11 protein-coding genes are annotated in these 14,335 nt (G+C 74.6%); 9 read left to right on the forward strand and 2 right to left on the reverse strand.

Annotated features, from left to right (window positions below; translation table 11 throughout):
* Positions 1 to 95: 95 nt before the first annotated feature.
* A complete protein-coding gene (locus tag B7L92_RS27175; protein WP_081240005.1) occupies positions 96 to 569 on the reverse strand; it encodes a carboxymuconolactone decarboxylase family protein in 474 nt (157 codons plus the stop codon).
* Positions 570 to 845: 276 nt separating this feature from the next.
* On the opposite strand from B7L92_RS27175, the gene B7L92_RS27180 reads away from it, so the two are divergent.
* The 6 genes from B7L92_RS27180 (at position 846) to B7L92_RS27205 (ending at position 9,217) form a co-directional block, all read left to right on the forward strand.
* On the forward strand, positions 846 to 1,070 hold the full coding sequence (locus B7L92_RS27180; protein ID WP_004979318.1) for a hypothetical protein: 225 nt from the start codon (positions 846 to 848) through the stop codon (positions 1,068 to 1,070).
* Positions 1,071 to 1,465: 395 nt separating this feature from the next.
* Positions 1,466 to 3,742 carry a catalase gene (locus B7L92_RS27185; protein ID WP_081240006.1) on the forward strand — a complete coding sequence of 759 codons (2,277 nt, stop codon included), beginning with the start codon at positions 1,466 to 1,468 and terminating at the stop codon, positions 3,740 to 3,742.
* A 380-nt stretch (positions 3,743 to 4,122) separates the two neighbouring features.
* Entirely contained in the window at positions 4,123 to 5,247 is a 1,125-nt protein-coding gene (locus tag B7L92_RS27190; protein WP_081240007.1) for a spore photoproduct lyase family protein, read from the forward strand.
* 76 nt (positions 5,248 to 5,323) lie between these two features.
* Positions 5,324 to 6,178: an ABC transporter ATP-binding protein gene (locus tag B7L92_RS27195; RefSeq protein WP_081240008.1), complete on the forward strand. Its 855-nt coding sequence runs from the start codon at positions 5,324 to 5,326 to the stop codon at positions 6,176 to 6,178.
* Entirely contained in the window at positions 6,175 to 7,146 is a 972-nt protein-coding gene (locus B7L92_RS27200; RefSeq protein ID WP_081240009.1) for an ABC transporter substrate-binding protein, read from the forward strand. The genes B7L92_RS27195 and B7L92_RS27200 overlap by 4 nt, the downstream gene beginning before the upstream one ends.
* A 4-nt stretch (positions 7,147 to 7,150) precedes the next feature.
* Positions 7,151 to 9,217, forward strand: a complete 2,067-nt coding sequence (locus B7L92_RS27205; protein ID WP_081240010.1) for an iron ABC transporter permease — start codon at positions 7,151 to 7,153, stop codon at positions 9,215 to 9,217.
* A 68-nt stretch (positions 9,218 to 9,285) separates the two neighbouring features.
* Here the strand turns inward: B7L92_RS27205 and B7L92_RS27210 are convergent, their stop codons facing one another.
* Entirely contained in the window at positions 9,286 to 9,738 is a 453-nt protein-coding gene (locus B7L92_RS27210; protein WP_081240011.1) for a phospholipase, read from the reverse strand.
* Between the two features lie 260 nt (positions 9,739 to 9,998).
* Here B7L92_RS27210 and B7L92_RS27215 point away from each other — a divergent pair, with 260 nt between their 5' ends.
* The 3 genes from B7L92_RS27215 to B7L92_RS27225 all read left to right on the forward strand — a co-directional run bounded on the left by B7L92_RS27215 (position 9,999) and on the right by B7L92_RS27225 (position 13,973).
* On the forward strand, positions 9,999 to 11,399 hold the full coding sequence (locus B7L92_RS27215) for a hypothetical protein (RefSeq protein WP_081240012.1): 1,401 nt from the start codon (positions 9,999 to 10,001) through the stop codon (positions 11,397 to 11,399).
* A gap of 67 nt (positions 11,400 to 11,466) precedes the next feature.
* Positions 11,467 to 12,711, forward strand: coding sequence for an AAA family ATPase (locus tag B7L92_RS27220; RefSeq protein ID WP_081240013.1), 1,245 nt, complete (start codon positions 11,467 to 11,469; stop codon positions 12,709 to 12,711).
* The gene (locus B7L92_RS27225) at positions 12,708 to 13,973 is read left to right on the forward strand and encodes a vWA domain-containing protein (RefSeq protein WP_081240014.1); all 1,266 of its coding nucleotides are present in this window, start codon (positions 12,708 to 12,710) and stop codon (positions 13,971 to 13,973) included. The genes B7L92_RS27220 and B7L92_RS27225 overlap by 4 nt, the downstream gene beginning before the upstream one ends.
* Positions 13,974 to 14,335 lie beyond the last annotated feature (362 nt).

Consider the following 14,335-nt stretch of genomic DNA (forward strand, 5'->3'; position numbering starts at 1 on the left):
CGCGGAGAACGGAAGGACGAAAACACGGAAGGAGGGGCGCGCCGCCGAGCGGCGCGCCCCTCCTTCCGTGTCCGGACCGGGCCGGATGCCCCGGCTCAGCCGAACTGGCCGGGCCGGTAGCCGCCGGCGGGCTGCCGGTTGATGACGTTGACGCGGTTGTAGGTGTTGATGACGGCGATGAGGGAGATCAGTGCGACGAGCTGGTCCTCGTCGTAGTGCTGGGCGGCGTTCGCCCAGGCCTCGTCGGTGACCCCGCCGGCCGCGTCGGCGATCCGGGTGCCCTGTTCCGCCAGTTCCAGGGCGGCCCGCTCGGCCTCGGTGAAGACCGTCGCCTCCCGCCAGGCGGCGACCAGGTTCAGCCGCAGCGAGGTCTCTCCCGCCGCCGCGGCGTCCTTGGTGTGCATGTCGGTGCAGAAGCCGCAGCCGTTGATCTGGCTGGCCCGGATCTTCACCAGTTCCTGGGTCGCGGCCGGCAGGCCCGAGTCCGAGACCGCCTTGCCCGCCGAGTTGATGTGCCTCAGCACCTTGGCCGCGAGCGGGTTGCCGAAGAAGTCGAGACGTGCGTGCATGGTGAGCTCCTTGCTCGAATCCGCGGTGACACACCACTGACGTGACAGCTCCCCGGAATGTGACAGGTGCGCGAGTGCGACGCGCGTCTCCCGGGTGGGCGGCGCCGTCGCACGCATCGCTCGTGGCTCGCGGAACGAGCGATAGCCTGGCCGCACGCCGGACCGGTCGGACCGACCGGGCCCCGGCCCCCGCCCTGTCCCGACGGCCCCGTTGAGGACCGGCACATCGGGGAACGAGGTGGGGACGAGAACCATGGACGGGGATGCGGAGCGTCGGTGAGTGAGCGTCGGGAACGCGACTGGACGGCCATGACGCCGGCGGACTTCGACCGGGACGCCCCGCTGTGCCTGAACGTGGGAACCGGGCCCGTCGTGGTGCCGGCCGAGCCCGACGAGTACGGCACGGCGCCCCTGTTCGGGGAGGACGCGCCGGCCCGGCGCCCCGCCCCGCGCCGCCTCCCGCGCCGGACGGACTCCGCCGAGCAGGAGCAGCTGTTCTGAATCCGGTGCGGAACCGCGAAGGACCGGCTCGCCGGCCGTCGGCCGCGCCGCCCGCCGGCCACCCCGGGGCCCGGTACCGCCGGGGGCGGCGGGCGGGGGAGTGACCCGCCCGCGGTGAGCGCCGGATCTTCCCTGCCTTGACTCCCCGGACGTGGGTACGCGAACGGGGTGGTCGGATCCGGCAGGAGGAGAGCGGGGAAGGGAGCGCGGGACGCGGACGCCGCGGTGGGGTGTCACCCCATCGGTGCCCGCCCCCTGCGCGGGGGGTCTCGTCGTGAGACGTTGGCGGACAGGATCCCTTTTCCTGCGTTTTGTCCCGTCGGACGCCCGCAGTCCGCATCTGAACACCCGGCCGCCCCGTCCGCGGCCGGCACGAAGTGGAGGAGCGTCACCCCATGAGCGAGGCTCACCCCATCAAGAAGGCAGCCCGGAAGATCACCGAAGGCCTTCAGGGCGACGCGGCCCCGGAGGACGGCATCCCCGGCAAGCCGGGCCCCGAGTCGCCGACCGTGGCCGAGCCGACCGAGCCCCGTGAGCCGCTGCCGCCCAAGCCGGACCAGAGCGGCCCGGCCACCATGTCGCCGACCGGCCAGGCCACCGGCGCCGACCAGGGCCGGGTCGCCCAGGCCGGGAGCTACCTGACCACCGCCCAGGGGGCCCGGCTGTACGACACCGACCACTCGCTCAAGGCGGGCCCGCGCGGACCCGTGCTGCTCCAGGACCACCACCTGCGCGAAAAGGTCATGCACTTCGACCACGAGCGCATCCCGGAGCGCGTCGTCCACGCCCGCGGCGCGGCGGCCCACGGCGTCTTCAAGAGCTACGGCACCGCGGCCTCCGTGACCAAGGCGGCGTTCCTGGCCAAGGACGTCGAGACCCCGGTGTTCGTGCGCTTCTCCACGGTGCTGGGTTCCCGCGGATCCGCCGACACGGTGCGCGACACCCGGGGTTTCGCGACCAAGTTCTACACCGAAGAGGGCGTCTTCGACCTGGTCGGCAACAACATCCCCGTGTTCTTCATCCAGGACGCCATCAAGTTCCCCGACGTCATCCACGCCGGAAAACCCCACCCGGACCGGGAGATCCCGCAGGCGCAGAGCGCCCACGACACCTTCTGGGACTTCGTCACCCTGCACACCGAGGCCACCCACCACACCCTGTGGAACATGTCCGACCGGGGCATCCCGCGGTCCTACCGGACGATGGAGGGTTTCGGCGTCCACACCTTCCGCCTGGTCGCCGCCGACGGCTCCACCACGCTGGTGAAGTTCCACTGGAAGCCCAAGCTGGGCGTGCACTCCCTGGTGTGGGAGGAGGCGCAGATCGCGGGCGGCGTCGACCCCGACTTCCACCGCCGGGACCTCGCCGACGCCATCGAGGCCGGCGCGTACCCGGAGTGGGAACTGGGCATCCAGACCTTCCCCGACACCCCGGACCAGACCTTCGAGGGCATCGACCTGCTGGACTCGACGAACATCGTCCCCGAGGAACTCGCCCCGGTGCAGCCGATCGGACTGCTCACCCTCAACCGCAACCCCTCGAACTTCTTCACCGAGACCGAGCAGGTCGCCTTCCACGTCGGCCACCTCGTCCCCGGCATCGACATCACCGACGACCCGCTGCTCGCGGGACGCCTCTTCTCCTACCTCGACACCCAGATCACCCGGCTGGGCGGCCCCAACTTCCCCCAGCTGCCCATCAACCGGCCCCACGCGCCGGTCAACGACATGCTCCGGGACGGCATGCACCAGACCGCCGTGCACCGGGGCGTCGCCCCGTACCGGCCCAACTCGCTCGACGGCGGCTGCCCGTTCGCCGCCGGAGCCGACACCGGCGCGTACGTCGAGACCCCCGTACGGGTCCCCGAGGCGACGAAGGTGCGCGAGGCCCCCGAGTCCTTCGCCGACCACTTCAGCCAGCCCCGCCGCTTCTGGCTGAGCATGAGCCCGGTGGAGCGCGAACACATCGTCGGCGCCTACACCTTCGAACTCGGCAAGTGCTACGAGCAGGCCGTCAGGGAACGCGCCCTCCAGGTCCTGGCCAACATCGACCCCGAGCTGTGCTCCCGGGTCGCCGAAGGGCTCGGCCTGCCCGCGCCGGAACCCACCGTGCCCCTGGCCGACGTCGAGCCGAGCCCGGCGCTCTCCCAGGTCGGGCGGACCTGGCCCACGGACGGGCGCATCATCGGCATCGTCGCGGGTCCGGACGGCGACCTCGAGGGCGTGCGCGCCGTGCGCGAGGCGGTGCTCGAGGCCGGCATGGTCCCTCTGGTCGTCGCGCCGACCGGCGGCACCCTCGGCACGGGCGCGGACGCGCTGACCGCGCAGCGCAGCTACGTCACCGCCCGTTCCATCGAGTTCGACGCCGTCCTGCTGGCCGGCGCGCCCGCCGTGGGCGACGACGCCCACGGCGCCCGCGACGCCAAGGGAGCACCCTCCGCCGCCCGGCGGACGACCACCGATCCGCGGGTCGGGCTGCTGCTGTCCGAGGCCTTCCGGCACGGCAAGGCCATCGGCGCGTGGGCGGGCGGCGAGGCGGCCCTCGAGGCGGCCGGCGTCCCCGCCGACGCGCCCGGCGTGGTCGTCGCCGACTCCGGTCCCTCCGCCCTCGAACAGCTCAAGCGGCTGCTGGGCTCCCACCGCGTCTGGGAGCGCTTCACCACCCAGCTCTGAGCACGCCGCCGGGGGCTTCGGAGCCGGGGCCGGGATGCCGTGCGCATCCCGGCCCCGGCTCCGCGCGGCTCGGGAACGGAACCGGCCGCGGCCCGGCTCCCGCGAGCCCCGGGAGGACCCCGGTCCCGGGGTGTCGCCCTCCGTGGTTCACCGGGTGGCCGCCGTACAGTGGGAGGGCGGCAGGTGCCCGGCCGGTTCCGCTTCCCCGGCCCGGCAGGAGGCCGTCACCGACGAGGGGCCCGGCCACCGGCCGGACGCCCGGCACGCCGTACCGCCTCGCCGCCGCGGGGACCGCCGCACCGGAGAGGCCGACGAGCACCTTGAGTCCCCGCTCTTTCCCGTCCCCCCACCCGCAGGAACCGCTCTTCGGGCTCGACGCGATGCCCCGGGCCGGGGCCGACGAGCCGACCCCGCCGCCGGGCGGGGCCTTCCGCGACTCGGCGCGGGCGCGCCGCCTCCTCGCCATCCGTGAGATCCACGCCGAACCGGCCGCGGCCGCCTCGCCCCGCGGCCGGCAGATCCTCGCCCGCTTCCCCGGGGCCCGGCTGATCGAGGTGGACTCCCACTGGCGCATCCCCGAGCTGCACGGCAACGAGGGCAGCGCCGACGACTGGATGCGGATCAAACGCCGGACCCTGGTGCTGGGCGTGAAGAAGACGCTCACCATGCGCCCCAACGGCCGCTCCGCCGACTGGATCGCCCCCGGCCCGTCCAACGGCTGCGCCCTGTCCTGCGTGTACTGCTACGTGCCCCGCCGCAAGGGCTTCGCCAACCCGATCACCGTCTTCACCAACATCGACCGCATCCTCGCCCACCTCGGCCGCCACGTCGCCGCCCAGGGCCGCAAACCCGAGCCCAACCAGTGCGACCCCGAGGCGTGGGTGTACGACGTCGGGGAGAACGGCGACTGCGCGGTCGACGCCCTGGTGTGCGACAACACCGCCGACCTGGTCCGCGCCTTCCGCGAGTGGCCCACCGCGAAGGCGTCCTTCGCGACCAAGTTCGTCAACCCCGACCTGCTGGACCTGGATCCGCGCGGCCGTACCCGCGTCCGGTTCTCGGTGATGCCCGCCGACGACTCGCGCCTGCTGGACCTGCGCACCAGCCCGGTCGACCGGCGGATCGCCGCCGCCGCGGACTTCCTCGACGCCGGCTACGAGGTGCACTTCAACCTCTCACCCGTCGTCATCCGCCCCGGCTGGCGGGACGCCTGGGCGGAACTGCTGCGGCACATGGACGACGTCCTGCCGGCGCGCGTCAAGCGGCAGGCGCGGGCCGAGATCATCATGCTCACGCACAACGCCGATCTGCACGAGCTCAACCTGCGCTGGCACCCGCGCGGCGAGGACGTGCTGTGGCAGCCCGCGGTGCAGCAGACCAAGCGGTCCCAGAACGGCGCCCTCAACCTCCGCTACCGCGACGACGTCAAGCGCCGGGCCCTCGGGGACCTGCGCGAACTGGTCGCACGCCACACCCCGTGGCTGATTGTCCGCTACGCCTTCTGAGGGCCCGACAGGCACCTCCGGCCGCTCCCGGGGCACCGCCCGGTGACGCGAGATAAGGTTAGGCTAACCTTGCCTCGTGATACTTGGTGAAGAGGCGACCCCGGGCCCGCGCGGGCACGAACTGTCGGCCACCGATGTGACCGTGGCGTACGACGGTACGGACGTGGTGCACGGCGCCGCGCTGACCCTGCGGCCGGGCGAAGTGACCGCCCTGGTGGGCCCGAACGGCAGCGGAAAGTCGACACTGCTGCGCACCGTCGCCCGGCTGCAGCGGCCGCGACGGGCCACGCTCACCCTCGACGCCGACACCGACGCCCTCGCGCTCGGTCCCCGGGAGTTCTCCCGCCGCGTGGCCCTGCTGCTGCAGGGCCGCCCCACCCCCAGCGGTCTGAGCGTGCGGGACGTCGTCGAGTTCGGCCGTTACCCGCACCGCGGCCGATGGGGCGGGTCGGACCCCGGTGGCCGCGCCGCCGTGGACCGCGCGCTCGCCCTGACCGGCGTCACGGAACTCGCCGAGCGCGGGGCCGAGCACCTCTCCGGCGGACAGCTCCAGCGCGTGTGGCTGGCCGGCTGCCTCGCCCAGGAGACGGGCGTCCTCCTCCTCGACGAGCCCACCACCTACCTCGACCTCCGCTACCAGGTCGAACTCCTCGACCTCATGCGCGACCTGGCCGACGACCACGACATCGCCGTCGGCGTCGTCCTGCACGACCTCGACCAGGCGGCGGCCGTCGCCGACCGGGTCGTGCTGCTCGCGGGCGGACGCGTCGTCGCCGGGGGACGGCCCGAGGACGTCCTGACACCGGAGCGCCTGACCGAGGTCTACGGCATCCGGATCGAGGTCGACACCGACCCCCTGACCGGCCGGCTGCGCACCCGCGCCATCGGCCGCCACCACACCCGAACCGAAAGGCTCCGCACCACCTCATGAGACGCCTCCTGCTCACCGCGCCCCTGGCCGCCGCCCTGCTGCTGACCGCCTGCGGCACCACCGAACCCGCCGCCGACGCCTCCGAGGAGTCCACCGGGGCCATCACCCTCACCGACGCCTCCGGCGCCGAGGTGGAACTCGACGGCCCCGCCAAGAAGGTCGTCGGCACCGAGTGGAACGTCGTCGAGCACCTGATCTCGCTCGGGGTCGACCCCGTCGGTGTCGCCGACGTCAAGGGCTACAAGACCTGGAACACCGCGGTCCCGCTCACGAACGAGCCCGAGGACATCGGCACCCGCGGCGAACCCAGCATGGACACCATCGCCTCGCTGAAGCCCGACCTCATCGTCGCCACCACCGACCTGCAGCCCTCCGCCGTCGAGCAGTTGCGCAAGGTCGCCCCGGTCCTGGCGGTCGAGCCCGCCGACGCCTCCGACCCGGTCGGGCGGATGCTGGGGAACGTCGACCTCATCGCCGAGGCCACCGGCACCACCGAGCGGGCGGCCACCCTGAAGAAGGACTTCGAGGCGAAGCTCGCCGAGGGCAGGAAGGCCCTCGCCGACGCCGGTCTCGACGGTGCGGAAATCGCCTTTGCCGACGGCTACGTCACCTCCAACCAGGTCTCCGTGCGCCCCTACACCGCCGGTTCCCTCATCGGCGGGGTCAACGAGCGGCTCGGCCTGAAGAACGCCTGGAGGACGAAGGGCGACGAGAGCTACGGCCTGGCCGCCACCGACGTCGAGGGACTGACCGGCCTGGGGAAGGTCCGGTTCGTCTACATCGGCAACGACAAGGACCCGAGCAGCGACCCCTTCGGCAAGGAACTCGCCGGGAACTCCGTGTGGAAGTCCCTGCCGTTCGTGAAGTCCGGTGACGTCCACCGGCTGTCCGACGGCATCTGGATGTTCGGCGGCACCGGCTCGATGGAGCAGTACGCCGACGCCGTCGTCGAGGCGCTGACGAAGTAGCGCGATGGCCGTCACCGCTACGACTCCCACCACCCGCCCGGCGACGGCCACGTCCCGGGCGGGCGCGGCCGCGGTGACGGGCGCGCTCGTGCTCCTGGTCGCGGCCCTGGCCGTCGTCGACGTCACCCAGGGCACGGCCGCGGTCGGCCCGGCCGAGGTGCTCAAGGCCCTCACCGGGCGCGCCGACCCGGCCGACGCGTCCGTCGTCATCGCCTCGCGGCTGCCCAGGACGGCCGCCGGCCTGCTCGTGGGCGCGGCACTGGGCATGGCCGGTGCCGCGCTGCAGGCCGTCAGCCGCAACGTCCTGGCCTCCCCGGACACCCTCGCGGTCAACGCGGGTTCCTACTTCGCCCTCGGGCTCGTCTCCGTCACCGGCGTGTCGCTGCCCTTCCTGGCCTCCTCCGGCGTCGCCTTCGCCGGAGGGCTCGCGGCGGCGGCCGTGGTGCTCGGCCTGTCCGGGCTCGGCGCGGGAACGGTGCGGCTCGTCCTCGCCGGCACCGCGCTCGCCCTCGGGCTCACCGCCGTCACCCAGGGCCTCCTGCTGCTGTTCCCGCAGGAGACCGAGGGCCTCTACCAGTGGAACCAGGGCAGCATCGGCCAGAACGGCTTCGACGGCGTGGTCCGGATGGCGCCCGTCGCCGTCGTCGGACTCGTCGGGCTCCTGCTCGTCGCCCGCCGGGTCGACGCCCTCGCCCTCGGCGACGACGCGGCCCGCGGCCTCGGCGTCCCCGTGCGGGCGACCCGGGTCACGGCGGTCGTGCTGGCGACCCTGCTGTCCGCGGCGGCCGTCACCCTGGCCGGCCCGATCGGGTTCGTCGGCCTGTGCGCCCCGGCGCTCGTCCGGCCGCTCGGCCGCCGGCTGCGGGGGCTCCTGCGGCTCCGGGCGGCCGTGCCGACCGCCGGTCTGGTCGGTGCCGCGCTGGTGCTCGGGGCCGACGTGCTGCTGCGCGCCCTCGTGGCCGCGGACACCGCCGTCGCCGTGCCCACCGGCGTGGTCACCAGCCTCCTCGGAGCGGTGTTCCTCGTAGTGATGGCGGCCCGGCTGCGCGACACCGCCGGTGCCGCCGCACCGGACAAGCTGCGCGTCCGCAGCCGCGGGGTCTTCCTGACCACGCTCACCGTGCTCGCCCTCGTCCTGGTCGGCACGGTGATCGCCGCCGTCCTGCTGGGCGACAGCAAGCTGCTGCTGGGCGACGTGGTCAACTGGGCGCAGGGCCGGGCCGGCCGGACCGTCTCCTTCGTCCTGGACACCCGCATCCCACGGGTGCTCGCCGCGCTCCTCGCGGGCGCCGCGCTCGCGCTGGCCGGAACCCTGGTGCAGGCCGTCACCCGCAACCCGCTGGCGGAACCCTCCGTGCTCGGCGTCTCCGGCGGCGGCGCGCTCGGCGCGGTGGTCCTCGTGACGACGGTGCCCGTCGCCGGGACGTGGGACGTCGCGGGGGCGGCCTTCGCGGGGTCCGCGGTCACCGCGGTCGTCGTGTTCGGCCTCGCCGCGCGCGGGGGGTTCGGGCAGAACCGGCTGGTGCTCGTCGGCATCGGTGCCGCGACCGCGACGACGGCCCTGATCAGCCTGCTGATCGTGCTCACCGATCCGTTCAACGCCACGAAGGCCCTCACCTGGCTGTCGGGATCCACCTACGGCCGGACCCTGCCCGACGTCCTGCCCCTCGCGGTCGTCCTCGCCGCCGGCGTCGCGGTGGCCGCCGTACGGCACCGGGAACTCGACCTCGTCTCCCTCGACGAGGACACCCCCCGGCTGCTCGGACTCGACCTGGGCCGGGGGAGGTCGGGCTTCCTCGTCCTGAGCGTGCTGCTCACCGCCACCGCCGTGGCCGCCGCCGGCACCATCGGCTTCGTCGGCCTGGTCGCCCCGCACGCGGCGCGGGCCCTGGTGGGCCGGCGGCACACCCGCGTCGTGCCGGTCGCGCTGCTGCTCGGCGCCGTACTGGTGTGCGCGGCGGACCTGTTGGGCCGCACGGTGATCGCACCGGCCCAGCTGGGCGCCGGCCTGATGACGGCCGTGATCGGAACGCCGTACTTCCTCCACGTTCTGGTGCGCGGCCGCCGGTAGCCCGCACGGGCCCACCGTCGCCGCCGTGCCGTCGCCGGACCGGCGGCGACGGCACGGCGGACGGGGGCTCAGCCGAAGGCCCTGACGGCCTGGTAGTACGTCCACGCGGTGCTGTCGCAGGCGGTCCTCGTGCCGCCGCTGTAGCGGGTGCAGACGCGCTTGAGGTCCTCGTGGAAGGCGTTGTCCAGCCGCGTCTTGTTGGCGTCGAAGACACCCGCGGCCTTGTAGTTGCGGTAACCGAAGTCGTGGCGGGCGCACGACATCGAGAAGGGGAAGCCGAACGGGTTGTCGGGGGAGGACGAACAGTAGTCGGTGGACCAGTTGAACTCGTAGGCGGACCAGGCGGACTGGTTGGCCTGGGCCGCGCTCCAGAGGTTGTAGCTCGACGCGCTGGTCTGCGTCCAGCTCGCGAGGACCTGAGCCTTGTCGGCGGGAGCGGCGTCGGCGGTTGCGGCGGTGCCGAGGACACCGGCCACGGCCAGTGTCGAAGCGGCGAGTGCGGTGGCGAGTCTTCGGTGCATCCCACACCTCCACGGGACTGCGGCCCGACCATCGGACCTCAGGTGCATGACAAGATCATGCCCGTCGGGACGGCCGTTTCACACCACCCGCGCCCCGGCGCCCTGTTGACTCCCGGCCGAGCCGATCGCCGCACCGGAGACCCACCGCCGCTGCCGAGGAAAGGCACCTGACAGACCGTGACACGGCGGGCTATGCTCGCCGCGATGACGACTGACTCCGTTCACAGATGGGGGGTCCCGTCCGCGCAAGGTGAGTGCTGATGCACCCACGGACCGCGAACGGCGATTCCCGCCTTTCCTTCTGGCGGCGCGTGCGTGAGTACGCCGTGCCGCCTTCCATGATCGAGACTGCGACCGCCCGCCGACGCGTCGGCGACTGGGCGGGGGCGTGCGCCGCCGCAGGCATCGACGTCGACCTGAACCTGCGTCACCTGGCGCGCACGCACGGCCGGGAACTCGCGGCCCGGGTCCGGGCCGATCTACGGCACCTGGCACCCGATCTGCTGCGTTGGCACATGCCGCGGATCGCCCCGGACGGACTCCTGCGGCCCGGCCTGACCATCGCCCTGGCCCGGTACGCCCTCACGGGACGCGACGGACCGGACCGGGTGCATCTGGTGGTCCGGACTCCGCCCGCCTGGGCGGAGGGCGGTCAGCGCATCGGCCTCGCGCTGTGGGACGGCGACCGCCTCCGGGCCGGTGCCGCCCGGCATCCGCATCCGCGTCCCGGCCCGCGGTTCCGCCTCGATCTGCACCGCCACCTGTGGGACGCGCGCAGGTCCGACGAACTGCGGCTGCGGGCCGGGGCCGACCGGCCGGCCGGCCCCGGCCCGGCGGCGGACCCGGATCCGCCGGGGCCGCTCCCGCCCGGGCACCACTGTGCCGTCGACCGCTGGGCCGACGAGGCGCTGATCGTGCTCCGCGACGCGGGGCGGACGACCGGTCCCGTCCTCGTGCGCGTCGGGACACGGCAGCGGCTGCGCCTGGACCTCGCCGAGGGCGGCGGGGGCCGCGCGGCGCCCGCTCCGCGGATCGGGCCGGCCCCCACCGACGGCTCCGCCTCGGCCCTGCCCGTCCTGCCCGAGGCGGCGACCTACGTCCTGCCCGACCTGGAACTGCTCCGCACCGGTGCCCTCGAGGCCGACCGGCTGCACCCGCTGGTCGCCTCCGCGCTCCTGCCGGGGCGCGCGCCGACCGGCCCGCCCCGGGCACCGGTCCCGGCGGGGACGCCCCAGTTCGTGGAGTGCCGGGGAGCCCGGCACCGGATCGGCCTGGTCGACGGCGTCCTGACCCCGCTGGACCACGACCCGGACGAGATCGGGCGGGAGGAACTGCTGGCCGCGCTGACCGGCACTCCGCTTCCCTGCCTGCAGGCCGTCGACCGGGCACACCGGCGCCCGGACTGCCTCACCGGCGTCCGGGAACGCCTGGACCACGGCGACATCGCCGGCGCGCTGGCCGTCGTCGAGGGCCTGCTGGGGCCCGGGGCGCGTCTGCGCAGCGGGCCGCTGCGGGACGAACTCGAGGCGGCCGCGGTGCGGCGGATCACGTACGGGCTGTACCGGTCGGGTCTGAGCGGACCCGCGCCCGAACGGGTCCACCCGGCGCGTCCCCGTCCCGTCGACCGCCGCTCGCACCCGCGCCACGCGACCCACGGCTGACCCCCCGGGGACTCGCGCCCCCGCCACCCCGTCCCACTCGTGCACCATCACACCCAGGTGATCCCTCATGTCTTCCCACGCCCTTCCCGCGCCCTCGCGACTCGACGTCGCCGCCGACCTGCTCGCCCTCCTGCGCGACACCTCCACCGAACCGCGCCCCGACGACCAGCTGGAGGCCCTGACCCTGGCCGTCGCCGCCGACCTGCCCGTCCTGCTCTGGGGCGAGCCGGGGATCGGCAAGACCGCGGCCCTGAACCAACTGGCCGCGTCCCTGGACCTGCCCCTGACCACCGTGATCGCCAGCGTCCACGAGCCGTCGGACTTCTCCGGGTTGCCCGTCGTCGGGGACGACCCCGCCGAACAGGGCGTACCGATGGCCCCGCCGGACTGGGCCGTGCGCCTGGTACGGGCCGGCCGGGGCCTGCTGTTCCTCGACGAGCTGTCCACCGCCCCGCCCGCCGTCCAGGCCGCCCTGCTGCGGCTCGTGCTGGAGCGGCGCATCGGCGCTCTTCGGCTGCCGCCCGGCGTACGGATCGTGGCAGCCGCCAATCCGCGCGCCTCGGCGGCCGACGGCTGGGAGCTCAGCCCGCCCCTGGCCAACCGGTTCGTGCACCTGAAGTGGACCCACGACCACGAGGTCGTCGTCCGCGGCCTCGGCGGGACCTGGCCCCGTGCCACCCTGCCCCGGCTCGACCCGGAGAAGCTGCCCGAGGCGGTGGACTTCGCCCGCCGCGCGGTGTGCGGGTTCCTCACCGCCCGGCCCCCGCTCGTGCACCGGCTGCCCGACGGCGAAACGCGTCGGGGCGGTCCCTGGCCCTCGCCGCGCAGCTGGGAGATGACCCTGCGTCTGATCGCCTTCGCGACCGCGGCCGGCTCCTCCCGCGACGTCCTCTCCCCGCTGGTCCGGGGCACCGTCGGTGACGGACCGGGTCTGGAACTACTGGCGAGCCTGGACCGGATGGACCTCCCCGACCCCGAGGTGCTGCTCGCCGACCCGACGGGCGCCGACCTGCCCGAGCGGGGCGATCTGCGCCAGGCCGTGCTCGACGCGGTGGTGGCCGCGGTGCGCGCACGCCCCGAGAAGCCCCGCTGGGACGCCGCATGGGCGCTCCTCGCCCGCGCGGCCGAGACCGGGGCGCCCGACCTGGTGGTCGTCCCCGCGACCACCCTCGCCGCACTGCGCCGCGAGGACTGGGACGTACCGGTGACGATCGGACGGCTCGCCTCGGCGGTCTCCCTGTCCCGGCGGGCGGACCGCGCCGCCGACCGCGTGGCGGCCCGGACCGCGGTCGGTGCGAAGGCGGGCCGATGACCACGCGTCCGCCGAGGACACCGGCCCCCGCACTCGACCTCGACAAGCTCCTCGCCGCCCGGCTGCGGGCCGCCCGCGCCCGGCCCTACCTCGCGACGGCGCTGTTCGCGCTGCACCCCGTCGAGTCCCGGCGCGTCCCGACGATGGCCGTCGACCGGCACTGGAGGTGCTACGCCTCACCGGCGTTCGTGGACCGCACGCCGGTGGAGGAACTGGCCGGCGTATGGGTGCACGAGGTGTCGCACCTGCTGCGCGACCACCACGGACGCAGCGACCGGGTCGCCCGCGAGCGCGGACTGAACGGCCCGGGGGAGCGGCTGCGGATGAACATCGCCGCCGACTGCGAGATCAACGACGACGTGTACGGCGACGGCCTGCCGTGCCCCGACGGCGCGGTCCTGCCCCGGACGCTGGGGCTGCCCGCCGGGGAGCTGATGGAGGACTACCTGCGCCGGTTCCGGCTGGGTCCGTACACCCAGGGCATGGTCTGGCTGGACTGCGGCAGCGGCGCCGACGGACTGGAACGGGAATGGGACCTGGGCCCGGACGGCGCGCACGGCCTCAGCGAGCAGGAACGCGACGCGGTCCGGTTCCGGGTGGCGCAGGGCATCACCGCCCGTCCGGGCAGTACGCCGAAAGGGTGGCGGCGGTGGGCGGAGGAGGCGTTCCACCCGCCCCGGCCCTGGCGGGAGTTGCTGGGTGCGGCGCTCCGCGCGGCGGTCTCCGGCTCCGGCACGGGTGACGACTACAGCCGCGGCCGGCCGGCCCGGCGGTCGGCCGGAGTGCCCGGTGTCGTCCTGCCGAGCCTGCGGCGCACACCGCCCCGGGTGTCGGTCGTCATCGACACCTCGGGCTCGGTCAGCGACGGCGAACTGGGCAGCGCGCTGCTGGAGGTCGCCGCGATCTCCCGTGCCGTGGGCGGCCGCCGCGACATGGTCTCCGTGGTGCCCTGCGACGCGGCGGTCCACGACGTGCACCGGCTGTGCCGTGCCGAGGGGATCCCGCTGACGGGCGGCGGCGGCACGGATCTGCGGACCGGCTTCGCCCGGGCACTCGCCTCGCGCCCCCGGCCGGATGTCGTCGTCGTCCTGACCGACGGACAGACCCCCTGGCCGGACACACGCCCACCGTGCCGGACGGTGGTGGGCCTGTTCCCCCGGCCGTCCTCGTCGGGGGACGAGGACGGCCCCGGCCACGGACCGGACACCCCGCCCGCCTGGGCCCGCGTGGTGACCATCGGCCCGGGACCCGGTTCCCGATGAGGGACCGGGGCACCCTCGGGGAGGGCCGGCAGGCACCCTGGGCGCGCGGGCCGTGCCGTTGTCCTTCCCGGCGGCTCCCTCGCCCCGGATCCGCTCCACGCCCTCCGGGGGGTCAAGGCCGGGTGCCGGGTGCCGCTCTCGCTCCGAGGCCCGGTCGATCGGTCCGTCCTGTCCGTGACCGTCCAACGCCGGCCGAGGCCGGAGCGGACGGCCGGACGGTGACCTCGGCGCCCTCGTGCGGCAGCTCCAGGACCTCGCCGAGCCGGGCGGAGTCCCGGATGTGCTCCGCAGGCCGGAGGCGGGCCCGGCCGCGCGGCCCCGGGACGCCCCGGCGGCGGATCCCCGTGCCCCGGGGCGCCCCG

Origin of the sequence: Streptomyces viridosporus (assembly GCF_002078235.1) — a bacterium.
In the GTDB taxonomy this organism is placed as follows: domain Bacteria; phylum Actinomycetota; class Actinomycetes; order Streptomycetales; family Streptomycetaceae; genus Streptomyces; species Streptomyces viridosporus.